We start from the raw sequence: 25182 nt of genomic DNA, 5'->3' as shown, positions 1-25182 counted from the left end.
CATATGATTATACAATTAAACCAACATTATTTTCATCTTTTAGAAAATTATAACAATGCATTTGACCAGGAAATGTTTGAAGGTCGTTATTCTGAAATCTTGGATCGATACCCTTATATAGTAGGTGACATCGGTTTTGAACAGTTACGTCTGAAAGGCTTTTTTGAGGATAAAAAAAAGGGTGCAGATATTAGTAGAAGATTTTCTGCTATTCAAGATTATTTATTAGAGTATTGTAACTTCGGTTGTCCATTTTTTATCTTAAAACGATTAACTGAGAGCGAAGTCGTGAAGTTAACGCAACCTGAAGATATCACTAATATCGAAACGAATCAGGAAGCAATGGTACTAGATATGCCCGTCTCAGAAGAAATAATAAATGTTAAAACGGCAGTGGAAGTTAAAGAAGAGAATGAAGAATTAGATTCAACTGATTCAAATTTAAAAGATGCATCTATAAATAATATGAAGACACTGAGTGACTTCTTGAAATAATTAAAGCCAAATGACAGTTTATTCATTGTCATTTGGCTTTTTAATTTAGTGAATCACTTCTTCTAAGAATTCAGTAATCTCAGCAGCATCTTCATCATTAATTCCAAAAACATGTGCAATATAACCATCTTCTTCTAAATCATCACGCCCAATAATACCGAACTTATTTGATTGCGTGTTCAACACGATTGTTTTACCGTAATGTCTGTTTGTTTGAATCAAAGTTAAATCATGTCGGTTTTCACCAACAAAACTTACGAAACGAATATTTGCTTTTTCTGTATCATCATATAAAAACATATCTATCATATTGCATTCCTCCATTAAATTTATTATACATGTTGTGTTTTACTTTTCAAAATTTGATAGAATAAGATTGGAGGCGATCACATGTATTTTGTAGATAGAGATGAATTAGAAGAGAAATTAGTGTATATTGATAAGTTATCGAATGAAGTGACATTTGCAGAAGGATTTGCACTTGAAAGAATATGTCATATGCTTATTGAAGCAGTTGTAGACGTAGGTAATATGATTATTGATGGATTTGTCATGCGAGATCCTGGAAGTTATCAAGATGTAATTGATATTTTAGAAATGGAGAAAGTGATTTCACCACAAGCTAAAATAGAAATCAGTAATACATTACCGACACGTCAATGGTTTGTTAGAAAATATACGGAGATTAACCGTGCAGAAGTCAAACGAATTTTTATAGAGAATATAAAAGCATATCAAACATTTAAAGCAGATGTTGATACATTTATTGAAAATGAATTAGGTCCTGTATCAGCATTCGGAAAGGGTAGTAAGAATGAAAAAATATAGTGGGTATTTATTAGATTTAGATGGCACAATGTATGCAGGCACACGTATTATTGATGGTGCGAAAGAGTTTATACAATATTTAGCAGACAATAATCTACCGTATTTATTTGTAACGAATAATGCGTCAAAAAGACCGGATGAGGTTGCTGAAAAATTATCGAACATGGGTTTTGTTGCACATGAAGAGCATGTGGTCACAAGCGCGATGGCAACTGCGTCATATATTGCTGATGAAAAGCCAGGAGCTAGTGTTTATGTAATAGGTGGTACAGGGATTCGTAAAGCATTAGAAGATGAAGGATTAGTTATTAAAGATGAAGAACATGTGGATTATGTCGTTATTGGTTTAGACATTGATATTAACTATGAAAAATTATCTAAAGCGTGTCTTGCTGTTCGTAATGGTGCAAAGTTTATTTCTACGAATCCAGATACATCAATTCCGACAGAACGTGGATTCTTGCCTGGAAATGGTGCATTGACAAGTGTTGTTACAGTATCAACAGGTAAAGAGCCATTATTTATAGGAAAGCCAATGCAGACGATAATGAATAAAGCTGTTGAAATGATTGGTTTAGATAAATCTGAACTTGTAATGATTGGGGATTTATATATGACTGATATTATGAGTGGTATCAATAGTGGTATAGATACTTTACATGTACAAACAGGTGTTTCAACTTATGACCAAGTGATGGCTGAAGCTGTACCTCCGACATATAGTGTGAAGAACTTATTAGACGTCATCGATATTTACGAAGGTAAATAATATGAAAATATTAATAACGAGAAGAATTCCGGATCATTTCGTACAAGATTTAAAGTCTGTTGCTGAAGTTGAAATGTATCATGAGACAATTAAACCAATGCCTAGGGAAGATTTGCTTGAAGCAGCTAAAGACAAAGATATTATTATATCGATGTTAAGTGACGAAATGGATAAAGCATTTATGGATACTAATCCGAATTTAAGAGCGATTATTAATTTAGCAGTTGGGTATGATAATATCGATATCAATTATGCACGAGAAAAAGGAATAGTTGTATGTAATACGCCAGATGTATTAACTGAAACAACTGCTGAACTTGGATTTACGTTAATGTTAGTGACTGCAAGAAGAATAGTAGAAGCAAGTGATTTAGTCAAAGAAGGGAACTGGATTGGGTGGTCTCCTTATTTACTAGCGGGAAATGATGTTTACGGGAAAACAGTCGGTATTTTTGGAATGGGAAGTATAGGATTAGCACTAGCAAAGCGCTGTAAATCTTTAAATATGCATATTCAATATCATAATCGAAGTGAAAGTAAAAGTGCTGCAGAAATCAATGCGGACTATGTGTCTATGGATGAATTACTGGAGACAAGTGACTATATCGTTTGTACAGCACCACTTACAGAAGAAACAAAAGGCATATTCGATAAGGATGCATTTGATAAGATGAAGACAAGTGCGATATTTATTAATATCGGACGCGGTGGTCATGTTATTGAAGAGGACTTACTAACAGCGATTCAAAGTGGATCAATTTATGCGGCTGGGGTTGATGTATTAAATAATGAACCTGTAGGTAGTGATCATCCATTCTTGAAGGAAAATCGTATTACTGTTTTACCACACATTGGAAGTGCAACAGTAGAAACACGTGATGCGATGATTGATTTATGTATTCAAAATGCTAAATTAATTGCACAAGATAAGACACCAGTCAGTGAAGTAAAATAAAAGGAATTGACGATTTTTTTATCGTCAATTCCTTTTTTATACAAGATATTCTAATTTGTCGTGCGATTGTTCGAACGCATTGGTTTCAATTTCGAAACCTAAATCTGCAATAATTTTGTAATCTTCTTGATTGGGTTGACCTTCTGTAACTAAATAATCTCCAACAAAAATTGAGTTAGCAACATATAAAGCCATCGGTTGTAGTGAACGAAGATTAACTTCACGACCACCCGAAACGCGAATTTCTTTTGTTGGGTTGATCAGTCGAAATAATGATAATATCTTTATACACTTGTTCGGTGTAAGTTCATCTTTCTCTTCAAATTTTGTACCCTTAATTGCATGTAGGAAATTGACTGGGATAGAATCTGCATCAATTGCTTTTAATGCGAACGCCATGTCTACGATATCTTCATCGGTTTCTCCCATGCCACAGATAACACCCGAGCATGGTGAAATATTATTGGCTTTCATAATTTCTACTGTATTTACTCGGTCCTCATATGTATGAGTAGAAACGACTTCTTCGTGATATCTTTCGCTTGTATTTAAATTATGATTATACCGATCTACACCCGAAGCTTTCAATTGCTTCGCCTGCGTATCGTTCGTTAAGCCAAGACAAGCGCAAATCTTAAGATGTGGATGGTTTGCTTTAATCGTTTCAACTGCGTTTGTTACGCGATTAACTTCACGATTAGTAGGCTTTCTACCACTCATTACAATGCAATACGTACCGACTTTATTTTCAACTGCACTAGTAGCACCTTGAATAATTTCATCTTCATCAACTAAAGCGTATGGCGTACATCCCGTCTTATTTTTATCGACTTTAATAGACTGACCACAATAACCACAGTCCTCTGCGCATAAACCACTCTTAGCATTTAAAATCATGTTCAGTTTAACTTTGTTTTGATAGTAATGATAACGCACTTGATACGCATCGTTCAGTAGAGATAATACTTGATGATCAGGTGTATGTAAGACTTGAAGTGCTTCTTCTTTCGTTAAAGTATAACCGTTAATAACACGTTCAGCATAATTCATTATCAGTTCCTCCTAATAATTAGTTAACCAAATTATATCATAGGTTAACAATTGATGAGAAAGGGAATTAGTAGCTGGTCATGATTATTTGGCTAGTGATGGATTACTAATAGACGAATTAGCGGAATCGATAGACGAAAAAGTGAAATACCGTTAATTCAAGCAAAATAAAAAGCCGAGACGTCAGTCTCGGCTCAAAGCATCATTAAAATACTTGTTCTACTTCAACAACACCTGGTACTTCTTCAAGTAATGCGCGTTCAATACCAGCTTTTAAAGTAATTGTTGATGATGGGCAAGTTCCACATGCACCTAAAAGGCGAAGTTTTACGATTCCGTCTTCAACATCTACTAATTCACAATCGCCACCATCTCTAAGTAAGAATGGGCGTAATTTTTCTAATACTTCATTAACAGCATCAAACATTGTTTGTTGTTCAGTGGTCATAATAACTCCTTTCGAGTAAATGTAGTGGTTTACTCTAACTTTTTTAGTATAATCAATATAGCATATAAATTTGATAGTTTAAAGGGGGATGTATTATAAATGATAAATGTTATCATTTACGGTGCAGATGTTGTGTGTGCAAGTTGTGTCAATGCGCCAACTTCAAAAGATATTTATGACTGGGTTCAACCAAATCTAGACCGCAAGTTTCCTGATTTACAATTTAACTATAATTATATTGATATTAACAAGTCAGAAAATTTAACGGATCACGACGAGAATATAATTGAGCAAATCAACAACGATGAATTATTCTACCCTTTAATTACAATGGATGATGAGATTGTGGCTGATGGATACATCCAATTGCCACAAGTCACAAAATTTGTTGAGGCTCATTATAAACAATAAAACGATTAGGGATTCCCTAATCGTTTTATTGTTTATCCAATTCATTCATTTAACCATTATGGTATTTATATAACCACAGTACGCCCGACTTCATTAATCGAGCTAATCGCCCAGTCACAGTTTTATCTAAAAGGAAAGCAAATCCTTCTTTCTCTCCCAAAGAACCCATGAAGCCTTGTAATTTCAATTCTGGCATTGTTTCTGGTAATTCTTTTTCCGTCCAAATCATCTTCATTACGTCAATGATTTGTTCTGCTTGTACTTCAGCTAATTGTGCACTTGGCGCATGAGGCAAAGATGCACAGTCTCCAACGACATAGACATTCGGGTGTGTTGGAATTTGGTGATATTGATTGAGTTTGATGCGATTACCGTCACCAAGTTCAACAGGCAAATTACGTACAATCTCAACAGGTTGGATTCCTGCAGTCCAAACGCAAATATCTACATTATGAGAATCTTCATTATTATAGAGTACACCGGGTTCAACTTTAACGACGTTTGAATTCGGAATCACTTCTACATCATTCTTATCAAACCATTTTTTAACATAGTTACTTAATTTCTCTGGGAATGCTGGTAAAATACGTTCACCACGGTCAAATAGTTGAATGTTTAAATCTTTTCTTGATTCACGTAATTCACTTGCTAGCTCAATACCACTTAATCCAGCCCCTACAATCCCCACTGTAGCACCAGATGGTAAGTCAGCAATCGCTTGATATGTCTTACGTGCCTTAGTCATTGTTTGAATACTGTATGTATATTCTTCAGCACCAGGTACATTATGATATTTATCTTCACAACCAAGACCAATTATTAGTTCATCATAATCAACATGATTTTCACCAATGGTCACGATTTGCTTTTCTAAATCTATTTGTGTAACTTCTCCATAAACGATATTTAAACGTTTATCCTGTGGAAATTCTACACGAACATCCTTATCCGATTCAGTTCCAGCTGCTAAAGCATAAAACTCTGTCTTTAAACCATGAAATGGAATCTTATCAATTAACGTGATATTATATTCTGCTGGTAATGTATTAGGCAAAAGTTTTTGCATAATACGCATATTACCGTATCCTCCACCAAGCAATACTAAATTTTTCATTGTAATAATCCCCTTTGTAAGTCAAAGTTCTATTGTTTTTGTTCAATCTAAATTATAATATAGATTAACATTAAATTATAGCGATTATACAATTCAATCGATAATAAATGCTGATAGAATATGATAAGTAAAAGTTATCTTATATAAGGAAGATGTAAATGAATCCTATTGTGGAGTTTTGTATTTCAAATTTAGCCAAGGGTAGTCAAAGTGTTTTTGACGAATTATCTAACGATCCAAATATTGATGTCTTAGATTACGGTTGTTTAACATATTGTGGCCAGTGTAGTGAGAGTCTGTATGCACTGGTTAATGGTGATATCGTTACAGGAGATACACCTGACTTACTAAAACAAAATATATATCAACATATTGAAGAAACATGGATTTTTTAAGGAGGAATATTGATGTCTACAGTAATTTTAACTGAAGCAGCAGCTTATGAAGTAAAAGCAATGATGGAGCAGAACGGTTTACCAGAAGGTTTCCTACGCATTTCTGTTAAAGGTGGAGGATGTACAGGACTATCTTATGGTATGAGTGCTGAAGAATCAGCTGGAGAAAATGATGAAGTAATAGATTATTACGGTGTGAAAGTACTTGTTGATAAAGCAGATGCACCAATATTAAATGGTACAACAGTTGACTTTAAGCAATCATTAATGGGTGGAGGATTTGCGATTGAAAATCCGAATGCAATTGCCTCTTGTGGATGTGGAAGTTCATTTAGAACAAAAGAAGTTGCTGGAACACCCGAAAACTGTTAATAAATAATTATAATTCGCTTGTATTTATGCTTTAAAAGTTTTAATATATAAATTGGAATATTCAAAAATAACTTTGTGACAAAAATCACATTTTATAAATTGAAATCATATTAAAATAACTAAAAATTTATTGAGAATGGGTGAATACAAATGGGATTTGAAAGAAAAAAGGTAGTTGTATTAGGTGGAGGTTATGCTGGTCTACAAACAGTAACTAAATTACAAAAGTTAGTTTCTTCACAAGATTGCGATATTACATTAATCAACAAAAATGAATATCACTATGAAGCAACTTGGTTACATGAAGCTTCAGCAGGTACACGTGAATACCAAGATTGTTTATATCCAATCGCAAGTGTTATAAATCATTCTAAAGTTGATTTCGTTGTAGATGAAGTAACGAAAATCAATAAAGATGAAAAAACGGTTGAAACAACTAACAGTACATATAAATTTGATATATTAGTTGTTGCTTTAGGTTTTGAATCTGAAACGTTTGGAATTGCTGGAATGAAAGAACATGCATTCCAAATCGAAAATATTAACACTGCACGTCGTATTGCAGCTCATATTGAGGAACGATTTGCTAACTATGCAAATAGTGTAGATAAAGACGAAAAAGATATAGCGATATTAGTAGGAGGCGCTGGATTTACTGGTATTGAATTATTAGGGGAGCTAGTAGAAAAAGTACCTGCGTTATGTAAAGAATACAATATCGATCAATCAAAGGTTAGATTAACATGTGTAGAGGCAGCACCAAAAATGCTTCCTATGTTCTCTGAAGATTTAGTGAAATATGTAATGAACTACTTAGAAAAACGTGGTGTTGAATTTAAAATTGCTACACCAATCGTAGCTGCAAACGAAAATGGTTTCGTCGTGAAAGTGAATGAGCAAGAAGAACAATTATTCGCTAATACTGTTATTTGGGCTGCAGGTGTGCGTGGTTCTAAATTAATGGAAGAATCATTCGACGGTGTAAAACGTGGTCGAATCGTAGTGCGTGAGGATTTACGTATTGAAGGTTATGATGATATTTTTGTAATCGGTGATTGTTCTGCAGTAATGAGCGGAGAACGTCCTTTACCAACAACTGCTCAAATTGCTATGCAACAAGGTGAATTTACTGCTGCTGCAATCCAAAAATTATTAAACGGTGAGAAATTATCAGCGTTTGCATATGATGACAAAGGAACGGTATGTTCTTTAGGTGATCATGATGGCGTTGGAGTTGTATTCGGTAAAGAAATCACTGGTAAAAAAGCTGCGTTCATGAAAAAATTAATTGATACACGTGCGTTATTTAAAATGGGTGGCGCTGGTGTTGCATACAAAAAAGGTAAATTTTAATATTGGCTCAATATTAAATGCTGAAAAGTGAGAGAGGCATAAAAATTGCCTTCCTCACTTTTTTTGTAACTGAGGAGATTATTATGACGAGAGATAAAGTATGGTTAGGTGTTAATGCTGTTGTTATTAATGAGGAAGGCGAATGGCTATTATTAAAGAAACAATATAGTGGAATGCGCGGCATGTGGAGTACGCCTGCAGGTTTTGTAAACAATGGTGAAACAGCAGATCAAGCTGTTCTACGTGAATTATACGAAGAAACTGGGATTGAAGGAGTAGTCAAAGGAGTAATCGGGCTAAGGACAGGGGTAATTAAAGAAGTGATCTCTGACAACATGATTTTATTTCTTATTCATCCTAAAGATACGATAATCACTGTGCAATTACCAAATCATGAAATAGAGCAAGTTGCTTGGCGAAAACCTAATGATATATTACAAGACAATAAAGTATCTCCGATGATACACCATTTAATCGAAGACTTATCAGAAACCATTACTTTAACGAGTACCCAATCACCAGGTGCACAATTTAACTATACACATTATCATTTATTTTCATAGGAGGGTATTTTTTGACGGCATTAGTACAGTTGATAATTTCAACATTATTATTTTTTGTTTTATTTTTCGGGATAGCATTTATTTTAAATATGCTACTTAAATCAACTTGGATTATGACAGCTTTATATCCACTAGTTGTATTTGCAATTGTTGATAAAATATCTACAGCAGATTATTTATTAAAACCCACATTTGCATTTAATAAACTTTGGATAGGATTAACGCACTTATTACCAGCTGATATAATAATGTTATCTGGTGGTTTGATCGGTGCAGTTGCAGCGGGGTTTGTTATTCGTAACTTAAGAAGAAGTGGTTATACAATGTTCTAAAGGAGCGTAATACATGCAAAATAATCAATTACAAACACACATAGATACACTCTATGTGTGTTTTTTACCATCTCAAGTGAGTCAAATAAGATCATTAATTACAAAGCATAAAAATTTTATAGAGTCCCAATATCCACTGCAAGATAAGACAGAACCATATTTTATCCAAAGTGATGTTACAAACTTTCTATTTATACCAGTTAAGAATATGAAGTATATAGATATACAAGATGTCATCAATTTAGCAATTCAAATAAGTCAAATGACGTTACCACATATTAATATTAAGGCATTTGATATTCATCTTGATTTACTTCTTAAATATTTAAATATAGACCATGTGACGATACTTGAAACTGCATTACAAAATAAGTTAGATACAAAATATATGGAAGACAATAAATGCAAAACATGTAACCTCCTTCAATTACCTCAACATATTGTTGATCGAACGCTATGTCTAGTAAATGCTGAGGATGTTGCCATGTATGAATATATCCCTCAAAAATCGAATATATTACTTTTGTATATTGCTAATGAATATAATATTAATGAAGCACTACTTAGTGCTTTAAAGAATAGTAATGTTGGTTTGATATTCATACAGTATAAAGAATCAAAACAACCATCACAAGAATGTATTGCATTTAATGGTTTAAAAATAATTACGCATAAGGATATCTATCATAACATATGCTATGATGCCCTTCACTATGCTAAGCAATATCGCATGCAAACAGTTCTCATACATGATTCGAATTATGAAGGTAAGAAGGCTCACTCATTGACAATAAAGCATAACAGTACACATTTTCTTTCTAAACTCGTTACAGAACATTTTGCAGTAAATTATCATTATGCAAATCCACCGGAACTTTCAGATTATGCTGATTTAGAAAACATACAAAATCACTATATACACAGCATAGATTCTAAATTGTTGTATATAAATTTTAGACAATATCCAAAAAATCAAGCTATTTTCACTTATATCCTCAAAAAAGTAATAGAATCGCTTGACGAAATTAAGTAGCTACTTTAATATAGTAGTACATTAGCGAACTAAAGTATTTGGGGGTTTCATTATGAATGCAGTATTAATTGCAGTATTAGTTATGGTTATTTTAAGTTTATGTCGACTGAATGTCGTCTTATCATTATTTTTAGGTGCTTTAACAGGTGGAATTGTTTCAGGGCTTGGAATTGAAAAGACAATTTCAATATTTACTGATGGAATAGTTGATGGTAGTGAAGTGGCATTAAGTTATGCATTACTGGGTGGCTTCGCAGCATTAATCTCTTACAGTGGTATAACTGATTATTTAGTAGACAAAATTATAAACAAACTAAAAGTAGAAAATAAAAAGAATACGAGAGTTGTAACAAAAGTCACAATCTTAGCCTCACTAATCGTTATGGCTTGTATGTCTCAAAATATTATACCTGTACATATCGCTTTTATTCCAATAATCATTCCGCCATTATTAAGTCTGTTTAATGAGCTTAAAATGGATAGAAGATTAATCGCAGTAATTTTAACATTTGGACTTAACTTTCCTTATGTCTTAATGCCATATGGCTACGGTTATATCTTCCACGGTATTATTAAAAAAGGTTTCGACAAAGCAAATCACGCAATTGAATTTAGTGATATTTATAAAGCAATGATTATTCCGTCAATGGGGTTTGTAGTTGGATTGTTTATAGCGTTTATTATTTTTAGAAAGCCGAGAGAATACCATACGGTTCAATTGGTTGAAAATGAGAATAGACCACCGCTTCGCCCTTATGTTATTATGGTTACGATTATAGCAATATTAAGTACATTTATTGTTCAAACGATGACTGAATCAATGATTTTTGGAGCATTAGCTGGTATATTAATCTTTTTCTTCTCTTTTGCGTACGAATGGAAAGAACTTGATGATACATTAACTGATGGTATTAAGATTATGGCTTATATTGGGGTAGTAATGTTAACTGCTAATGGATTTGCAAGTTTAATGAGTGCTACTGGAGATGTTGAACGTTTAGTTCATGGTATGGTGAGTTTGACAGACGGTTCGAAAGTTATGACAGTAATATTTATGCTGATTGTTGGATTAATTGTAACGTTGGGGATTGGTTCATCATTTGCGACAGTACCTATTATCGCAGCATTATTTATTCCTCTAGGTGAATCTATTGGATTAAGTAGTATGGCAATCATTTCAATTATTGGTACAGCAGGTGCACTAGGTGATGCTGGAAGCCCTGCAAGTGACTCTACATTAGGACCAACAGCAGGATTAAATATGGATGGGCAACATAATCATATTTGGGACACATGTGTACCTACTTTTTTACTATTTAATATCCCGCTTATCATTTTCGGCTTTATTGCTGCAATGGTATTATAAAAAAATATAGGTTAAAAAATAAAAAAACATCATTTTTACTAATTAAAGTAAAAATGATGTTTTTTTATTTCCCAAAATATATTAACAAAATAAAAATAATATGTTAAATATTATAATTTTTATATACATTAAAGTCGTTAGACTGTTATAATAAACATTCAATATAGATTAAAAATAATTAAATATGGCAAGATTTATATAGAATTTATAGGTTTTATATGTGAATAATAAGGAGTATTTTTATGAATCGAATAAATTATAGTTATAGAGTAGCTATATTATGTATTTTAGTAAGCTTAATATTACAAACTATTTTTTTTAGCTTGTATAAAGTTTTAATACAATTCAGTATGGTTAGGAAAATAGACATAATCTATTATGTTCTAGTTGTAGGGATTACGTTTGGTATAACATTCTACTTAATATGTTTTGTATGTAATAAATTAATGATAAAAGAAATGCAAGCAATATTAATAAAGATTAATAGAGGTGACTATACAGCAAGATTAAATTCGTACTCCAATGATGCATTCAGTGAAAGCTTTAACCTTATCAATCATTTGATATATAAGTTAGAAAAAACCGATATGCATTTATTGATTGATCATTTAACGCAGATAGGAAATCGACGAGCATTGATACGATATTTTGATCAGGATTTAAGCTTAGTTAAAGAAAAAGATATATATGCAATTTATATTGATATCGATAATTTTAAAGGGATAAATGACACTTACGGTCATCGAATAGGTGATAAAGTACTTGAAACTATTGGTACTATTTTGCGGACACAACTATCAGATAATTTAAGAGGATATAGGTTATATGGTGATGAATTTGTAATCGTAGCATCTATCGATAAGTTAGAAAACATAGAAATGTATATCAATAAATTAAATAATCTATTTAATAAGAAAATTTCATTTGAAGAAAATCAAATTATGATTTCGATGAGTTATGGTGTGAGCAAATACATGAATAATGACAAAGTACATTCTTTATTAGATCGTGCAGATCAGGAAATGTATAAAAATAAAAAAGTGAAAAAATAATTGATTTTATTAATGCGTTATGGAGGCAAATTACAATGACATTTTTTAAAACGATCATCAGTGTATGGTCTAATTTTGTATTCTTATATCCGCTACTTATGTCCATTGTATGGATAGCTGGATCTTTACTGTATTTTTTGAGAAGAGAGTATAAAGTAACCAAAGAAATTCCTACAGACATTGATTGGCCACTTATCAGTATATTAGTGCCTTGTTACAATGAAGCAGATACTATAGAAGAAACGGTTGAAAATCTCTTAAAACTGGATTATCCCAAAAAAGAAATTATTTGCGTCAATGATGGTTCAAAAGATAACACTGGTGAATTAATTAAAATGCTTGCAGAAAAGAATCCAGAAGTTAGGGGTATAGATTGTAAAGAAAATAAAGGAAAAGCAAATGCACTAAGATTAGCATTATTTGCATCAAAGAGTGAATATTTAGTTTGTGTCGATAGTGATGCAATTTTAGATAATGATGCGCCATATCATTTAATCAAACATTTTTTTAATAAAGGAGAACGATTGGCAGCTGTCACAGGTAATCCCCGTATTAGAAATCGAGATACATTATTAGGAAAAATCCAAGTGGTAGAATATGCATCTATTATTGGATCAATAAAAAGAACACAGAGAATATTAGGTAAAATAATGACGGTTTCAGGCGTAATTGTTGCTTTTAGAAAAAAAGCTTTAATCGATGTCGCTTTATGGGATGTAGATATGATTACAGAAGATATTGGTGTTTCATGGAAGTTTCATGAAAAATTTTGGGATATACGTTACGAGCCAAATGCTTTATGTTGGATGTTAGTTCCTGAACAATTAACAAGTTACTGGAAACAAAGAATTCGTTGGGCCCAAGGAGGACAAGAAGTTATATTGAAATTTTGGCCAATATTAAAGTCATGGAAACACCGAAGGTTATGGCCACTTTATATTGAACAGTGGGTTAGTATATTTTGGAGTTATTCTCTATTTATACTTATGGGATATTATTTGTTGTTTGTAGTACGTTCTATACAAGATTTAATATTAATTCTTACTTTTTCTGCATTTTCACTTGTCTTATTAAGCGTTGTTCAACTGATAATTTCACTACTGATAGATTCTAAATATGATAACATCACAAGTGTATATTTCTGGATTGCCTGGTATCCATTTATTTATTGGATTGTGAATGCAGCAATTGCTGTGTGTGCATTCCCTAAAGCAATACAATCTCGAATAAAAGGAGGATATGCTACATGGACAAGTCCAGACAGAGGAAACAGAGAAGTGAGTTAATCATAAAAACTAAAAAAAATTGGTTTTTTGAAAGTTTTCTATCACTACTTTCAATAATTATTTGGATTTATGTAGTTTACGCGATGTTGTTTTATGTCACTTCATTTTTAAATATTAGTATTGATCAAGTGAATATATTAAAGATAATATTAAACATTAAAAACATGGATGTTATTAAGTTCACATGGTTTGTAATATCATTCTTTGTATTCGTATTTATATTATTATTATTATGGGCATCATACAATAAGTGGAGATTCGGTCCATTAAAACGACGTAAATATCCAAGTCCCACCTCAGTACAAGATATTATCGATTTAGATTATATTACATCTGATATATATAATGATTTACAAAATGCTAAAATGATTACTTTTGAAAAAAATCCAATTACAGATAGGAATGTAGATTAACATGAATTGGATTAAACGACATAACAATATAATACTCCTTATATTGTTTATTATATTATTTATTTCGCTAATTGTAGGCAATATTAAAGCTAATGCTGTAAAACCAAGTCACTATAATAAAATAGTTGAAAACAACAGCTGTATCGCACTTAATTATCATCGTGTCAGAGATGATTCAATAATTAATAAATTTTTAAGATTAACGTCACAAAATAAAGAGCTTAGAGAATACTCAGTATTTACCAATGAATTTGAATCACAGATTAAATGGTTAAAAGCACATAATGCGAATTTTGTGACAACGAAAGAATTATTAAATTTTCATCAGAAAAAGAAATTTCCAAATCGCTGTGTTTGGATAAATTTCGATGATGCAGATAAAAGTATTTATGATAATGCATTTAACATATTAAAGAAATATAATGTTTCCGCTACAATATTTATTATTGCAGGTCATGTGGGTGAAGAAAACTTTCAAAATCTAGAGTTGATGAATTGGGATGAGTTGAACGTATTAAAAAATTCTGGGTTAATTGAATTTGGATCACACACATATGATTTGCATGAATTGGAACTTGATAAAGCGAAATTTACTGAAGTATCAGATGAAGTGTTTAAACTAGATTTAATTAAAAGTCGTGAAGAGATTAAGAAGCACATGGACATTGATATTAACACATTTGCCTTTCCATATGGTAAAGCAGAAGATAGAGATAGAAAAATTGTAAAAAGTGCAGGATTTGATGCTTCTTTTATATTAACGACACGACCGATAACTGAAAAAGATGATATATTTAGAATGAATAGAATATTAATTCATAACCAATCGTTTGATCAGCAAGTAAAAACATGGTCAGCGTTTGATTAAATCAGGAGGTCACAATGGATTCAAATCTTTTCTCAGTACCCAGTTTAGTTACTCATTTTAAAATTGAAGAAGTGAGTTTTGATCAATCGACGTTAGTGATGAAGATGCCAATTACTGATTTAGTTCGTCAGCCATACGGTTATTTACATGGTGGAGCAACAGTCGCATTATGTGAAACGGCAGCTTCATACGGATCAGCATTGTTAATTGAAGATAATGAGATTCCTTTGGGATTAGAAATCAATGCCAATCATGTCTCAAGTGCTAAAGAAGGAGATATATTTGCTCATGCAGTTATTGTACATCAAGGTAAGTCTACACATGTCTGGGAGATAAAAGTGTATGATGAAGCAGAGCGTTTAATATCAACTTCAAGATGTACTGTAGCAATCAAAAAAATGAGGTAAGGACAAACGTCCTCACCTCATTTTTTTAGTTTGCATCTTTCAAATCATCTTTTACAGTCGATGGAGTGTACGGTGTTCCTGAATAATAGGCACTACGCATAATCAAATGTGCACCTATTGGTCCAGTTGAGAATATGAACAATATTGCTAGAATTAATGTCGGTTCAAAGTGATGATCTTGACCTAGAAAGTAAAGAAATACGCCAAACATCATAAACATTACGCCAAGTGTAGATGATTTACTGGCTGCATGTGCTCTTGTATACACATCAGGTAAACGGATTAATCCTACAGCACTTATAACAGACAGAAGTGCACCAATAATGATAAAAATCAAGCTAATGACGATTAGAATTGTGTCGATCATATTCAACGATTTCTCCTTTCTCCATAAATTTCGCAAATGCTGTCGTTCCTAAAAAAGCGAGAACGCCAAGTAACATGATAATACTAATATAATATTTTGTGTTCAATAATACTGAGAACAATGCAATCATAGCCATTAAAGATATCCCAAGAGCATCCAGAGCTACGATACGATCGGCGAGTGTAGGTCCTTTTACAACGCGATACAATATTCCTAGCATAGCTAAAGATACGATAATTAAGGCAATAATGATAATAATATTTACAATTTCAGTTGTCATGATAGCCCTATCTCCTTTATCGCTTTCTCAAATGAATATTTTATCCCTTTAACTTCAGAATCTAAATCACTAAAATCAATAGCATGGATATAGAGTTTGCTTTTATCATCACTGACTGCAACTACGACTGTGCCGGGTGTTAACGTGATAAGCAATGATAATAAGCTAATTTCCCAATCTTTTCGTAAGTCTGTAGGATACATGAAAAATGCGGGTTGAATATCAATTTTTGGAGACATGACAATCTTTAGTACACTTAAGTTTGCTTTAAATAATTCAATGATGAAAATACCAAACAAACTAATCACTTTTATAAAAGGTAATAAATAAAATCCACCAGGTAAAAATGGTCGCATGATGAAAATACCAATAATTCCAAATAAATAACCTAGTAGCATATTGCCGAAAGATACGGAACCAGTTAATATACACCAAAGTATTACAAGTCCAGTATGAATAATCATTTGTATTGCCATTATTTCACCCCTAATGCTTTGACGTAAGTTTCTGGTGAATGAATTGATAACGCCGCTTTTTCAATAAAAGGATAAATTGAATCACTCATCACACCAAACAATACAGCGATCACGGTTATTGCTACAGCTGCAAACATCATTTTGTTTATTGCTACCTTTGGATAGTTGTCACCTTTTCCAAAGAAAACAAACAAGAATATTTTGATGACAGATAGTAATACCACTAAACTACTGATTAATACGATTATTGCACTGATGATATAACCTTCTTGCATCGCCGCTTTTACGATAAAATATTTACCGTAAAATCCGCTTAGTGGTGGGATACCTGCGAGCGACAATGCAGCGATGAAAAATGTAAAACCGAGCAGTGGATAGTGTTTAATCATCCCACCCAATTTTCGAATATCCGTTTGATTTGTAATTTTCATAATGATACCGACAAGCATAAATAGACTAGCCTTAATGATCATGTCGTGGATTAAGTAATAAATCCCACCAATTGTTGATTCTTTAGTAAATACAGCAAGTCCAACAATGATAACACCAATCGCAATCATAATATTATATATGATGATTTTCTTCATATCATGATAGGCGAGTGCACCGATACTACCAAAGATGATTGTGAGTAATGCCAGTAATAATAAAATATTACTTACAATATCACCTGTATAACTAAAGAATAAACTATACGTACGATAGAGTGCATATACGCCAACTTTAGTAAGCAGTGCTCCAAACAACGCTAATATTGGAATCGGTGGTGCATAATAAGCGCCAGGTAACCAGAAATACAATGGAAACATACCTGCTTTTGTCGCAAAAACAAAGATAAATAATATCGCACAGATAACAATGATATTTTGATCTTTTAAGCCTTCAATTCTACTACTCATGTCCGCCATGTTTAGTGATCCAATTGCAGAATACATCATGCCTATTGCGAGTACGAAGAAGGCTGAACTTGTCACATTGACAAGAATGTATTTAATACTTTCTTGTAACTGAATTTTCGTACCACCGATAATCATTAGAACATACGAGCTGATCAAGAATACTTCAAAGAATACGAACAAGTTAAAGATATCACCTGTTGTAAAAGCCCCATTTAAACCTGCGAGCATGAACATGATAGACGTATAGTAATAATACGTTTCACGCTCAATACCAATTGATTGATATGAATAATAAATTATTAGTAACGTAATAAAAGATGTCGTTAATACTAATAATGCTGAAAGCATATCAGACACTAGCACAATGCTATATGGTACCTTCCAGTTTCCAAGTTCCAAATAAACTGTGCCATGTTTAAAAACATAATAAAATTGGTACAGCGTTACAAAAAATGTGATTAACGTGCCAAAGAACGCAACTTTCCTCTTCATAATCGGCTTTTTACCTAAAGTAATGAGAATAATAGCAGTTATAGCCGGAAGAATAACTGGGAATACTATCAAGTTACTCATGATCTGGAACCCCCTTATAATCAGATACGTTATCGGTACCTAATTCTTTATAACTTCTAAAAGCGAGGACCAGGAAAAATGCTGTAACAGCAAAACTGATGACGATAGCAGTTAAAATTAATGCTTGAGGAAGAGGGTCACTGTAAAAATGTTGTTCTTCTTCATAGATAGGTGAAGCCCCTTTTTTTAGGCCACCACTCGTTAATAGTAATAAGTTAACTGCATGTGAAATAATTGAAGATCCTATAATGATTCTAAGCAAACTTTTAGAGAGAATGAGGTACACACCGCAAGTAACAAGAATGCCACTTAATATAATGATTAATATTTCCATTATTCGCTCTCTCCAATCGTTAAAATTATAGTAAGTGTAGTGCCAATAACTGCGAGCATTACACCAATATCAAACAACACTGCCGTATGAAGGTGCAATTCACCAAGTAACGGTAAATGTAAATCACCAAACGTATGTGTAAAGAATGGCTTGCCTTGTAAGATACTTATTAGTGGTGTACCAAAACAAAACATTAATCCGATTGCAATAACCTTTTTAAAATCTATGGGTATAATCTGATTGAGTGTCTTAATATCATAGGCGATTAATACAATTAATAACGCTGATGATATTAGTAAACCACCGACGAAACCACCGCCAGGGGTGTAATGGCCACCCATAAAGATAGCAAAGGCAAACGTGATAATAATGAAAAAGACAACGAGAGTACAGAATTGTAGAATCACGTCGTTATTTTGTTTATTCATTCTGTTCACCTCTATTTTCTCTTAATCGAATTAAAGTATATATACCAATACCTGCTATACCTAATACACTTGATTCGAACAAGGTATCAAAGCCACGGAAATCAACGAGTATAACGTTAACCATATTCTTACCAGCAGCTAATTCATATACATTTTTGATGTAATATTCAGCTATTGAAGGATAATTTTTATTGCTATATGCTGCAAGTGCAATAACCGTTACACAAATACCTGAAAGTACTGCAATTAATAAATTCGTAAACTTAAATGGTCGGCTTTCTTCATGTCGGTATTGTCTTGGTAAATGATAGAAACACATTAAAAATAATGCTGTTGAAATCGTTTCAATCGATAATTGTGTTAAGGCTAAATCAGGAGCATCGAAGAATACAAATATCAATGCAATAGAATAACCGATTGCACTTAACATAATGATACTAAAGAGTCTTGATTGTGCTTTTAAAATCATGAAACTCGCTATCAGAATGATACCGACTAAAATTAATTCGTAAGGTTGAATCGTACCTAACGAATTAAAGTTAATACGAATCGATACATTAAAGAATACATAAACTGTCATCAGTATTAATGCGATCAAAATGGCTGACATACTAAAGCGAATCGTTCTAAAAACAAGTAATTGATTGATTTTTTTGCTTGTTTTTTGTGAATGATAAAGTAAAAAGTCATAACCGTTATTCAAACTCAAACGCTCTGGGATGATTTGATATAAATGCTTCCAATAAGAAAACGTCGCAACACCAATTGATCCTAAAATAATGATCGCAATTGTCATTAGAAGTGGCATGTTAATACCATGAAAATGATGGATATGTTCGATATGTACATTATCATTTAATATGCTATTCGTAGCACTATTTAATAATGGTAAGAATAAATTTGGAATAATAGATATTACGAGCATGATTGTTATTAAAATAATTGGTGAAGCAAGTAATAATTTTGGTGCTTCATGTGGGTGTTTCTCACTCGTATTGTCTTTAGGCGATCCAAAGAATATATCTTTTATTAACTTGATACAGTAAATGAATGTAAACATACTTCCAACGAACGTTAGGATAAGTGCGATACTGCCTAATATTGGCTGATTGCTTAAACCATGTTGTGCTGTTTCTAATACAGATGTAATAAACATTTCTTTGCTCAAGAAGCCATTAAATGGTGGTAGACCTGCCATACTTAAGAGTCCAAGTAATGCAATTGTAAAAGTAATTGGCATTAAGAAGAGCAAGCCATTTAATTTTCTAATATCACGCGTACCAGTCTCATGGTCAATAATACCGACCGCCATAAACAATGCTCCCTTAAATGAAGCATGATTTAAGATATGGAAGACACTTGCTGTAATGGCAAGATAGTAAAGCGACTCATTGTTGCTCTTGAATGCAAAAGAACCAAGCCCAAGTAAAGACATAATCAGACCTAATTGACTGATTGTACTGAATGCTAATATTCCTTTTAAATCTTTTTGATTGACCGCTTTAATTGAAGCAAAGCACATTGTAAATAATCCAATGAATATTAAAGTATTTGTCCATATATTACTTACTGCAAAAATCGGTGTAAATCTAGCAATTAAATAAATCCCTGCTTTAACCATTGTTGCCGAATGTAAGTATGCACTGACAGGTGTCGGTGCTTCCATTGCATCAGGTAACCAAATGTGAAATGGGAATTGAGCAGACTTCGTAAAAGCTGCAAGTAATACTAAAACAATGATGAAAGGAAACAAAGTATGTGATTGAATTAAATCTGCTTTATCAATCATTTTAGTAATAGAAGTTGTGTTTGTAATGTTAATTAGTATTGATAAAGCTCCAAGTAACATTAATCCTCCAAATACGGTAATTAACATTGATTTTAATGCGCCTTGAATTGATTTGTCCTTAAAGTACCAAAATGAAATTAATAAGAAACTCGAAATACTTGTCAGTTCCCAGAACATATACAATGCTAAAACATTATCGCTCAGAACAACGCCAAACATGGCTCCCATAAAGAGTAGGAGGTATGTATAAAACTTTCCAAGTTCCTCTTTTTTACTTAAGTAAGAGATGGAATAAAAGACAACAAGTGCTCCAATAATTGAAATCAAGAGTGCAAATAATAAACTAATCCCGTCAATTTTAAAGTTTAAATTTAAACCAATATGGGTCATCCATGGATTATTTTCGATTAAGGTTTGATCAAGTGAAGACAACTTACTGATAAAAAATAAAGAAGCGATAACAGGAACAATAAGTACGAACCATCCCGTATGGATACGATTGATTTTCTTTTCTAATACAATTGGAAAACATGCTGCAATAAAAGGTAACAGCACAATCCATAATATCGACATATATAAACCTCCTTCAATAATTCTATTATACAGAAAATTTAAGTGAATATAATTTCAGCGAATTATTACAAACCATTGCTATTAATTTTCTTTAAATAAGAAGAAACATTCTATAAAATCATAAATTGTCAAATAATTGTCACAATTTTATTGGGGGAATGTAAACTTATAAAGACGCTCATAATCTTTTTTAATAGAAGCTAATGTTTCTAATGCTTTCCTATTAAATAGCGATTCTTCACTTTGTAATTTTTGTTCCATTTTAGCGACTGCTTGAATTAATGAGTCAGTATAAGGTAAAACTGCTTCATTATATGGTTTTAATAGATTAGCATCGACGACACGTTTTTCGTGATGGGCTAATGCTTTACGTTCATGGAAGAAGACATTTTCAACCTCGCCACGACTATGTAAATCACCTTGCATTGGGTGCGTGATGACGCTAACGACACTGACTAAAACGCCATTCGGTTGATCTTGAATTTTTTCTACGATATAAATACCTGATTTGTGCATAAGTCTAAAATACATATTTCTCATCCTTTTTGTGTTAATATATTATGGTAATTATCATATCATGAAGGAGCATAAAAATGACTAATTTTCCTCAATTAAATACAGAAATTTCAGAAAATGAACGTTTAGTAGAAATGGTAACAACAAAAGGAGCAATGAAAATTAAATTATTTCCAGAAGTTGCACCTAAAACAGTAGAAAACTTCATTCAATTATCAGAAAAAGGATACTATGAAGGTATTATATTCCACCGTGTTATTAATGATTTCATGATTCAAGGTGGAGACCCAACTGGAACAGGTATGGGGGGAGAAAGTATTTATGGCGATAAATTCGAAGATGAATTCTCAATGGATGCGTTTAACTTATATGGCGCCTTATCAATGGCAAATGCTGGACCAAACACTAACGGTTCACAGTTCTTTATAGTTCAAATGAAGCAAGTACCAGCACAAATGCTATCACAATTAAAACAAGGTGGATGGCCAGAAGAAATCGTTGATAAATATGCTGAAGTCGGTGGAACACCTTGGTTAGACCAAAAGCATACTGTATTTGGTCAAGTGGTTGAAGGATTTGACGTTCTAGAAACTATTGCGAATGTTCAAGTTGGACCTCAAGACAAACCATTAGAAGACGTTGTGATTGAAAAAATAAACATTATAAAATAAGCTGTTTGTCGACAGCCTAATCGGTGACTCCAAAGCAGATGCCTGGCAAACTTGAATAAGTCATGAAATGTTCATGACTTATTCTTTTTTTACTATTTTTTAATGATATAATAATTTACTAGATTAGGGGTGATTCATTATGATGGAATTTTTATATTTTCCAGAAAACAAGTGGGAATATATACCGGCAGTCATATCATTAATCTTTTTTATGACATTAGCTTATATTTCTTTTAAATTATTTATCAAAAATTCTAAAAAGCAAGAAGAGAAATTTAAAGTATTTGAAGCCGAAGTGATGAAGAGGTTGGAGGAAGAGCGAAATGAATCCAGACTTTAATATCGCTATGTATAAAATATTAAATGGTTGGAATCCAATGCAGCTCGAAGATTCTACTCAAGGGGATATGGAATATTACGAGATAATGGACCTTGTGCACCAAAAATTACCAATTAAAGATACAATTCAAGGTATATCTGATATATTTATGCATAGTTTTGAACAGTCACCTACTGTCGATGAAATTACTACAATATTAAATGAAATATACAAACTTAAAGCAACATGTGAAATCGTGTAACAATTAATAGTTACATGATTTTTTTTATACTCATTTTTATGGTAAAATAATATTATTAAAAATGAGGGATAAATATGACGAATAAAAAGTACAAAAAAGGACAGTTTATTAAGGTTAAAGTGACAGGTATTCAACCCTATGGCGCATTTGTAGAAACCGAACATCACACGGAAGGTTTAATCCATATATCAGAAGTGATGAATGATTATGTACATAATTTAAATTTATTTCTCTCAGTCGGACAAATTGTAAAAGCAAAGATACTCGATATTTCTGAAGATGGTAAATTAAATTTATCATTAAAGGAAAATGATTATTTTAAACGACAAGAACGTAAAAAAGAGAAAAAATCAGTGCTTGATGAATTGAAACAGCCAGAAAATATTGGTTTTGAGTCATTACGAGAAAAGTTACCTGAATGGGTTGAAAAAGGAAAGAAACTACAATAATAATGTAGTTTCTTTTTATTTTTTTTCAATTTTGTGTATAAAAAATTATTTTGAAAATTTGAGTAATAAGGGTTGAAGTATTTCTTAAAATTAGTCATTATATAATATGTAAGGGTTTTCTATAAAACAAACAAAGAGGAGGCAATGTAATGATTTCGTACAAACACGAACCATTCACAGACTTTAGCATCGAGGAAAATAAACAAGCAATGTTAAAAGCTTTAGAAACAGTAAACGCATATTTAGGGCAAGATTATCCATTGATAATTGGTGGAGAACGTATTATGACAGAAAATAAAATGCGTTCATATAATCCGTCAAATAGAGAAGAGACTATCGGAAATGTTTCTCAAGCAACGCAAGAGCACGCTGAGAAAGCAATGGAAGTTGCTAAATCTACTTTTGAAACTTGGAGATCTTCAAATCCAAAAATGCGTGCTGATATTTTATTCCGTGCCGCAGCAATTTTACGCCGTCGTAAACATGAATTCTCAGCAATCATGATTAAAGAAGCGGGTAAACCTTGGAATGAAGCAGATGCAGATACTGCAGAAGCTATCGACTTCTTAGAGTACTATGGCCGTGAAATGTTACGTATTAAAGATGGCGTTAAGGTTGAAAGCCGACCTGGAGAATATAACCGTTATGACTATATTGCATTAGGAGTAGGTGTAGTTATCTCACCTTGGAACTTCCCATTAGCAATTATGGCTGGTACAACTGTTGCACCTTTAGTAACAGGAAATACTGTATTACTTAAACCTTCTTCAAACACTTCTGTTGTTGCATATAAATTCATGGAAGTATTAGAAGAAGCAGGTATGCCTAAAGGGGTAGTTAACTATATTCCTGGTTCATCTCGTGATATTGGTGATTTCATTGTAGATCACGTTGACACTCGTTTCATTTCTTTCACAGGTAGTCGTTCTGTTGGTGTTAGCATCTATGAACGTGCAGCTAAAGTACATGAAGGTCAATTAAATTTAAAACGTGTAATTGCTGAAATGGGTGGTAAAGATACGATAGTTGTCGACTCAGAAGCAGACCTAGAGTTAGCTGCAGAATCGATTGTGAAATCTGCATTTGGATTCTCTGGTCAAAAATGTTCAGCATGTTCTCGTGCGATAATCGTAGAAGATGTATATGACGAAGTAGTAGCAAAAGTAAAAGAGAAAACTGAAAAATTAAAAGCCGGAAATCCAGAAACAAATGAATTTTTCATGGGACCAGTTATTGATGAAAAATCTTTGAATAAAATTAAAGAATATATTGAAATTGGTAAAACTGAAGGAAAATTATTAGTTGGTGGAACAACTGATGAGTCAGTTGGTAATTTTGTTAACCCAACAGTATTTGTTGATTTAAAACATGATGACCGCTTAATGCAAGAAGAAATCTTTGGACCTGTTGTAGGAATTGCGAAAGCGAAGGACTTTACTGAAGCAATTCAATTTGCAAATGATACTGACTATGGTTTAACAGGTGCTGTTATCACTAACAATCGTGAACATTTAGAAGAAGCTCGTCGTGACTTCATGGTAGGTAACTTATACTTCAACCGTGGATGTACAGGTGCAATTGTTGGATATCAACCATTTGGTGGATTCAAAATGTCAGGTACAGACTCTAAAGCGGGTGGCCCTGATTACTTAGTATTACACATGCAAGGTAGAACAACTTCTGAAATGTTATAAGTTGCTATTTAACAATGTATTTTAATAAATAATATTATTAAG

General features: G+C 32.5%; 34 protein-coding genes. 22 read left to right on the top strand and 12 right to left on the bottom strand.

Annotated elements, in window-relative coordinates; genetic code table 11:
- Window positions 1-3 precede the first annotated feature (3 nt).
- A complete protein-coding gene (locus ACMGE9_RS02410) occupies window positions 4-495 on the top strand; it encodes a YutD family protein (RefSeq protein WP_414043665.1) in 492 nt (163 codons plus the stop codon).
- A 45-nt stretch (window positions 496-540) separates the two neighbouring features.
- Here the strand turns inward: ACMGE9_RS02410 and ACMGE9_RS02405 are convergent, their stop codons facing one another.
- A complete protein-coding gene (locus ACMGE9_RS02405; protein WP_414043664.1) occupies window positions 541-804 on the bottom strand; it encodes a DUF3055 domain-containing protein in 264 nt (87 codons plus the stop codon).
- Window positions 805-885: 81 nt separating this feature from the next.
- Here ACMGE9_RS02405 and ACMGE9_RS02400 point away from each other — a divergent pair, with 81 nt between their 5' ends.
- The 3 genes from ACMGE9_RS02400 to ACMGE9_RS02390 are packed head-to-tail and all read left to right on the top strand — an operon-like array spanning window position 886 to window position 3047.
- A complete protein-coding gene (locus ACMGE9_RS02400; protein WP_414043663.1) occupies window positions 886-1323 on the top strand; it encodes a DUF86 domain-containing protein in 438 nt (145 codons plus the stop codon).
- The gene (locus ACMGE9_RS02395) at window positions 1310-2092 is read left to right on the top strand and encodes a TIGR01457 family HAD-type hydrolase (RefSeq protein ID WP_414043662.1); all 783 of its coding nucleotides are present in this window, start codon (window positions 1310-1312) and stop codon (window positions 2090-2092) included. The genes ACMGE9_RS02400 and ACMGE9_RS02395 overlap by 14 nt, the downstream gene beginning before the upstream one ends.
- A 1-nt stretch (window position 2093) precedes the next feature.
- A complete protein-coding gene (locus ACMGE9_RS02390) occupies window positions 2094-3047 on the top strand; it encodes a 2-hydroxyacid dehydrogenase (RefSeq protein ID WP_414043661.1) in 954 nt (317 codons plus the stop codon).
- 36 nt (window positions 3048-3083) lie between these two features.
- Here ACMGE9_RS02390 and bioB read toward each other — a convergent pair whose 3' ends face one another.
- Together bioB and ACMGE9_RS02380 are read right to left on the bottom strand one after the other, a co-directional pair.
- Window positions 3084-4097 carry a biotin synthase BioB gene (bioB, locus tag ACMGE9_RS02385; RefSeq protein ID WP_414043660.1) on the bottom strand — a complete coding sequence of 338 codons (1014 nt, stop codon included), beginning with the start codon at window positions 4095-4097 and terminating at the stop codon, window positions 3084-3086.
- 205 nt (window positions 4098-4302) lie between these two features.
- Window positions 4303-4620, bottom strand: coding sequence for a NifU family protein (locus ACMGE9_RS02380; protein WP_414044433.1), 318 nt, complete (start codon window positions 4618-4620; stop codon window positions 4303-4305).
- A 24-nt stretch (window positions 4621-4644) separates the two neighbouring features.
- On the opposite strand from ACMGE9_RS02380, the gene ACMGE9_RS02375 reads away from it, so the two are divergent.
- Window positions 4645-4956 carry a YuzD family protein gene (locus ACMGE9_RS02375; protein ID WP_414043659.1) on the top strand — a complete coding sequence of 104 codons (312 nt, stop codon included), beginning with the start codon at window positions 4645-4647 and terminating at the stop codon, window positions 4954-4956.
- A 49-nt stretch (window positions 4957-5005) separates the two neighbouring features.
- On the opposite strand, the gene ACMGE9_RS02370 is transcribed toward ACMGE9_RS02375, so the two are convergent.
- Window positions 5006-6070 (bottom strand): NAD(P)/FAD-dependent oxidoreductase, encoded by a 1065-nt coding sequence (locus ACMGE9_RS02370; protein WP_414043658.1) that lies wholly within the window; start codon window positions 6068-6070, stop codon window positions 5006-5008.
- A 158-nt stretch (window positions 6071-6228) separates the two neighbouring features.
- Between ACMGE9_RS02370 and ACMGE9_RS02365 the strand changes: the two genes are divergently transcribed.
- The 12 genes from ACMGE9_RS02365 (at window position 6229) to ACMGE9_RS02310 (ending at window position 15510) form a co-directional block, all read left to right on the top strand.
- Window positions 6229-6465 carry a YuzB family protein gene (locus ACMGE9_RS02365; RefSeq protein WP_414043657.1) on the top strand — a complete coding sequence of 79 codons (237 nt, stop codon included), beginning with the start codon at window positions 6229-6231 and terminating at the stop codon, window positions 6463-6465.
- A 12-nt stretch (window positions 6466-6477) separates the two neighbouring features.
- Window positions 6478-6837 carry a HesB/IscA family protein gene (locus ACMGE9_RS02360; protein WP_414043656.1) on the top strand — a complete coding sequence of 120 codons (360 nt, stop codon included), beginning with the start codon at window positions 6478-6480 and terminating at the stop codon, window positions 6835-6837.
- 150 nt (window positions 6838-6987) lie between these two features.
- A complete protein-coding gene (locus ACMGE9_RS02355) occupies window positions 6988-8190 on the top strand; it encodes an NAD(P)/FAD-dependent oxidoreductase (protein ID WP_414043655.1) in 1203 nt (400 codons plus the stop codon).
- 83 nt (window positions 8191-8273) lie between these two features.
- Window positions 8274-8753, top strand: coding sequence for an NUDIX domain-containing protein (locus ACMGE9_RS02350; protein ID WP_414043654.1), 480 nt, complete (start codon window positions 8274-8276; stop codon window positions 8751-8753).
- A gap of 11 nt (window positions 8754-8764) precedes the next feature.
- Entirely contained in the window at window positions 8765-9085 is a 321-nt protein-coding gene (locus ACMGE9_RS02345; protein WP_414043653.1) for a YuiB family protein, read from the top strand.
- A 13-nt stretch (window positions 9086-9098) separates the two neighbouring features.
- The gene (locus tag ACMGE9_RS02340) at window positions 9099-10118 is read left to right on the top strand and encodes a hypothetical protein (protein WP_414043652.1); all 1020 of its coding nucleotides are present in this window, start codon (window positions 9099-9101) and stop codon (window positions 10116-10118) included.
- A gap of 49 nt (window positions 10119-10167) precedes the next feature.
- Complete coding sequence (locus ACMGE9_RS02335) at window positions 10168-11484, top strand: Na+/H+ antiporter family protein (RefSeq protein WP_414044432.1); 1317 nt, start codon at window positions 10168-10170, stop codon at window positions 11482-11484.
- Window positions 11485-11726: 242 nt separating this feature from the next.
- Window positions 11727-12536, top strand: a complete 810-nt coding sequence (locus tag ACMGE9_RS02330; RefSeq protein WP_414043651.1) for a GGDEF domain-containing protein — start codon at window positions 11727-11729, stop codon at window positions 12534-12536.
- Window positions 12537-12571: 35 nt separating this feature from the next.
- Window positions 12572-13822 (top strand): poly-beta-1,6-N-acetyl-D-glucosamine synthase, encoded by a 1251-nt coding sequence (gene pgaC / locus ACMGE9_RS02325; protein ID WP_414043650.1) that lies wholly within the window; start codon window positions 12572-12574, stop codon window positions 13820-13822.
- 83 nt (window positions 13823-13905) lie between these two features.
- Window positions 13906-14235 (top strand): hypothetical protein, encoded by a 330-nt coding sequence (locus ACMGE9_RS02320; RefSeq protein WP_414043649.1) that lies wholly within the window; start codon window positions 13906-13908, stop codon window positions 14233-14235.
- 1 nt (window position 14236) lies between these two features.
- Window positions 14237-15103 carry an intercellular adhesin biosynthesis polysaccharide N-deacetylase gene (gene icaB / locus ACMGE9_RS02315; RefSeq protein ID WP_414043648.1) on the top strand — a complete coding sequence of 289 codons (867 nt, stop codon included), beginning with the start codon at window positions 14237-14239 and terminating at the stop codon, window positions 15101-15103.
- 98 nt (window positions 15104-15201) lie between these two features.
- The gene (locus tag ACMGE9_RS02310; RefSeq protein WP_414044431.1) at window positions 15202-15510 is read left to right on the top strand and encodes a PaaI family thioesterase; all 309 of its coding nucleotides are present in this window, start codon (window positions 15202-15204) and stop codon (window positions 15508-15510) included.
- Between the two features lie 25 nt (window positions 15511-15535).
- Here ACMGE9_RS02310 and mnhG read toward each other — a convergent pair whose 3' ends face one another.
- From mnhG to kapB, 8 genes are all read right to left on the bottom strand, one after another.
- On the bottom strand, window positions 15536-15877 hold the full coding sequence (mnhG, locus tag ACMGE9_RS02305) for a monovalent cation/H(+) antiporter subunit G (protein ID WP_414044430.1): 342 nt from the start codon (window positions 15875-15877) through the stop codon (window positions 15536-15538).
- The gene (locus ACMGE9_RS02300) at window positions 15849-16157 is read right to left on the bottom strand and encodes a Na(+)/H(+) antiporter subunit F1 (protein WP_414043647.1); all 309 of its coding nucleotides are present in this window, start codon (window positions 16155-16157) and stop codon (window positions 15849-15851) included. The genes mnhG and ACMGE9_RS02300 overlap by 29 nt, the downstream gene beginning before the upstream one ends.
- Complete coding sequence (locus ACMGE9_RS02295) at window positions 16154-16633, bottom strand: Na+/H+ antiporter subunit E (RefSeq protein WP_414043646.1); 480 nt, start codon at window positions 16631-16633, stop codon at window positions 16154-16156. The genes ACMGE9_RS02300 and ACMGE9_RS02295 overlap by 4 nt, the downstream gene beginning before the upstream one ends.
- Entirely contained in the window at window positions 16633-18105 is a 1473-nt protein-coding gene (locus ACMGE9_RS02290) for a Na+/H+ antiporter subunit D (protein ID WP_414043645.1), read from the bottom strand. Before ACMGE9_RS02290 ends, ACMGE9_RS02295 begins: the two co-directional genes overlap by 1 nt.
- Window positions 18098-18439 carry a Na(+)/H(+) antiporter subunit C gene (locus ACMGE9_RS02285; protein ID WP_414043644.1) on the bottom strand — a complete coding sequence of 114 codons (342 nt, stop codon included), beginning with the start codon at window positions 18437-18439 and terminating at the stop codon, window positions 18098-18100. Before ACMGE9_RS02285 ends, ACMGE9_RS02290 begins: the two co-directional genes overlap by 8 nt.
- Window positions 18439-18867 carry a Na(+)/H(+) antiporter subunit B gene (locus ACMGE9_RS02280; RefSeq protein WP_414043643.1) on the bottom strand — a complete coding sequence of 143 codons (429 nt, stop codon included), beginning with the start codon at window positions 18865-18867 and terminating at the stop codon, window positions 18439-18441. The genes ACMGE9_RS02285 and ACMGE9_RS02280 overlap by 1 nt, the downstream gene beginning before the upstream one ends.
- The gene (locus ACMGE9_RS02275; protein ID WP_414043642.1) at window positions 18860-21229 is read right to left on the bottom strand and encodes a Na+/H+ antiporter subunit A; all 2370 of its coding nucleotides are present in this window, start codon (window positions 21227-21229) and stop codon (window positions 18860-18862) included. The genes ACMGE9_RS02280 and ACMGE9_RS02275 overlap by 8 nt, the downstream gene beginning before the upstream one ends.
- Before the next feature lie 147 nt (window positions 21230-21376).
- The gene (kapB, locus tag ACMGE9_RS02270) at window positions 21377-21760 is read right to left on the bottom strand and encodes a sporulation phosphorelay system protein KapB (protein ID WP_414043641.1); all 384 of its coding nucleotides are present in this window, start codon (window positions 21758-21760) and stop codon (window positions 21377-21379) included.
- Window positions 21761-21822: 62 nt separating this feature from the next.
- Between kapB and ACMGE9_RS02265 the strand changes: the two genes are divergently transcribed.
- The 5 genes from ACMGE9_RS02265 to pruA all read left to right on the top strand — a co-directional run bounded on the left by ACMGE9_RS02265 (window position 21823) and on the right by pruA (window position 25140).
- The gene (locus ACMGE9_RS02265; protein WP_414043640.1) at window positions 21823-22416 is read left to right on the top strand and encodes a peptidylprolyl isomerase; all 594 of its coding nucleotides are present in this window, start codon (window positions 21823-21825) and stop codon (window positions 22414-22416) included.
- Between the two features lie 139 nt (window positions 22417-22555).
- Window positions 22556-22756, top strand: coding sequence for a hypothetical protein (locus ACMGE9_RS02260; protein ID WP_414043639.1), 201 nt, complete (start codon window positions 22556-22558; stop codon window positions 22754-22756).
- A complete protein-coding gene (locus ACMGE9_RS02255; protein WP_414043638.1) occupies window positions 22740-22997 on the top strand; it encodes a DUF1871 domain-containing protein in 258 nt (85 codons plus the stop codon). The genes ACMGE9_RS02260 and ACMGE9_RS02255 overlap by 17 nt, the downstream gene beginning before the upstream one ends.
- Window positions 22998-23071: 74 nt before the next feature.
- On the top strand, window positions 23072-23446 hold the full coding sequence (gene ygs, locus ACMGE9_RS02250) for a S1 domain-containing post-transcriptional regulator Ygs (protein ID WP_414043637.1): 375 nt from the start codon (window positions 23072-23074) through the stop codon (window positions 23444-23446).
- A gap of 149 nt (window positions 23447-23595) precedes the next feature.
- Window positions 23596-25140, top strand: a complete 1545-nt coding sequence (pruA, locus tag ACMGE9_RS02245) for an L-glutamate gamma-semialdehyde dehydrogenase (RefSeq protein WP_414043636.1) — start codon at window positions 23596-23598, stop codon at window positions 25138-25140.
- Window positions 25141-25182: the final 42 nt, after the last annotated feature.

The organism is Macrococcus animalis, from assembly GCF_047425875.1.
Lineage (GTDB): Bacteria > Bacillota > Bacilli > Staphylococcales > Staphylococcaceae > Macrococcoides > Macrococcoides animalis.
Note: the sequence above shows the minus strand (reverse complement) of the source record. Positions and strands in the feature narration are given on the sequence as shown.

Excerpts from the sequence above, each read along its gene's own strand:
- bioB (WP_414043660.1), bottom strand. The coding sequence starts at position 4,097 with ATGAATTATGCTGAACGTGTTATTAACGGTTATACTTTAACGAAAGAA.
- ACMGE9_RS02340 (WP_414043652.1), top strand. The coding sequence starts at position 9,099 with ATGCAAAATAATCAATTACAAACACACATAGATACACTCTATGTGTGT.
- mnhG (WP_414044430.1), bottom strand. The coding sequence starts at position 15,877 with ATGATCGACACAATTCTAATCGTCATTAGCTTGATTTTTATCATTATT.
- kapB (WP_414043641.1), bottom strand. The coding sequence starts at position 21,760 with ATGTATTTTAGACTTATGCACAAATCAGGTATTTATATCGTAGAAAAA.
- ACMGE9_RS02275 (WP_414043642.1), bottom strand. The coding sequence starts at position 21,229 with ATGTCGATATTATGGATTGTGCTGTTACCTTTTATTGCAGCATGTTTT.
- icaB (WP_414043648.1), top strand. The coding sequence starts at position 14,237 with ATGAATTGGATTAAACGACATAACAATATAATACTCCTTATATTGTTT.
- ACMGE9_RS02395 (WP_414043662.1), top strand. The coding sequence starts at position 1,310 with ATGAAAAAATATAGTGGGTATTTATTAGATTTAGATGGCACAATGTAT.
- pruA (WP_414043636.1), top strand. The coding sequence starts at position 23,596 with ATGATTTCGTACAAACACGAACCATTCACAGACTTTAGCATCGAGGAA.
- ACMGE9_RS02400 (WP_414043663.1), top strand. The coding sequence starts at position 886 with ATGTATTTTGTAGATAGAGATGAATTAGAAGAGAAATTAGTGTATATT.
- ACMGE9_RS02375 (WP_414043659.1), top strand. The coding sequence starts at position 4,645 with ATGATAAATGTTATCATTTACGGTGCAGATGTTGTGTGTGCAAGTTGT.
- ACMGE9_RS02350 (WP_414043654.1), top strand. The coding sequence starts at position 8,274 with ATGACGAGAGATAAAGTATGGTTAGGTGTTAATGCTGTTGTTATTAAT.
- ACMGE9_RS02310 (WP_414044431.1), top strand. The coding sequence starts at position 15,202 with ATGAAGATGCCAATTACTGATTTAGTTCGTCAGCCATACGGTTATTTA.
- ACMGE9_RS02390 (WP_414043661.1), top strand. The coding sequence starts at position 2,094 with ATGAAAATATTAATAACGAGAAGAATTCCGGATCATTTCGTACAAGAT.
- ACMGE9_RS02295 (WP_414043646.1), bottom strand. The coding sequence starts at position 16,633 with ATGGCAATACAAATGATTATTCATACTGGACTTGTAATACTTTGGTGT.
- ACMGE9_RS02260 (WP_414043639.1), top strand. The coding sequence starts at position 22,556 with ATGATGGAATTTTTATATTTTCCAGAAAACAAGTGGGAATATATACCG.
- ACMGE9_RS02255 (WP_414043638.1), top strand. The coding sequence starts at position 22,740 with ATGAATCCAGACTTTAATATCGCTATGTATAAAATATTAAATGGTTGG.
- ACMGE9_RS02280 (WP_414043643.1), bottom strand. The coding sequence starts at position 18,867 with ATGAATAAACAAAATAACGACGTGATTCTACAATTCTGTACTCTCGTT.
- ygs (WP_414043637.1), top strand. The coding sequence starts at position 23,072 with ATGACGAATAAAAAGTACAAAAAAGGACAGTTTATTAAGGTTAAAGTG.
- ACMGE9_RS02365 (WP_414043657.1), top strand. The coding sequence starts at position 6,229 with ATGAATCCTATTGTGGAGTTTTGTATTTCAAATTTAGCCAAGGGTAGT.
- pgaC (WP_414043650.1), top strand. The coding sequence starts at position 12,572 with ATGACATTTTTTAAAACGATCATCAGTGTATGGTCTAATTTTGTATTC.
- ACMGE9_RS02405 (WP_414043664.1), bottom strand. The coding sequence starts at position 804 with ATGATAGATATGTTTTTATATGATGATACAGAAAAAGCAAATATTCGT.
- ACMGE9_RS02285 (WP_414043644.1), bottom strand. The coding sequence starts at position 18,439 with ATGGAAATATTAATCATTATATTAAGTGGCATTCTTGTTACTTGCGGT.
- ACMGE9_RS02360 (WP_414043656.1), top strand. The coding sequence starts at position 6,478 with ATGTCTACAGTAATTTTAACTGAAGCAGCAGCTTATGAAGTAAAAGCA.
- ACMGE9_RS02410 (WP_414043665.1), top strand. The coding sequence starts at position 4 with ATGATTATACAATTAAACCAACATTATTTTCATCTTTTAGAAAATTAT.
- ACMGE9_RS02290 (WP_414043645.1), bottom strand. The coding sequence starts at position 18,105 with ATGAGTAACTTGATAGTATTCCCAGTTATTCTTCCGGCTATAACTGCT.
- ACMGE9_RS02265 (WP_414043640.1), top strand. The coding sequence starts at position 21,823 with ATGACTAATTTTCCTCAATTAAATACAGAAATTTCAGAAAATGAACGT.
- ACMGE9_RS02320 (WP_414043649.1), top strand. The coding sequence starts at position 13,906 with ATGTTGTTTTATGTCACTTCATTTTTAAATATTAGTATTGATCAAGTG.
- ACMGE9_RS02370 (WP_414043658.1), bottom strand. The coding sequence starts at position 6,070 with ATGAAAAATTTAGTATTGCTTGGTGGAGGATACGGTAATATGCGTATT.
- ACMGE9_RS02330 (WP_414043651.1), top strand. The coding sequence starts at position 11,727 with ATGAATCGAATAAATTATAGTTATAGAGTAGCTATATTATGTATTTTA.
- ACMGE9_RS02300 (WP_414043647.1), bottom strand. The coding sequence starts at position 16,157 with ATGACAACTGAAATTGTAAATATTATTATCATTATTGCCTTAATTATC.
- ACMGE9_RS02355 (WP_414043655.1), top strand. The coding sequence starts at position 6,988 with ATGGGATTTGAAAGAAAAAAGGTAGTTGTATTAGGTGGAGGTTATGCT.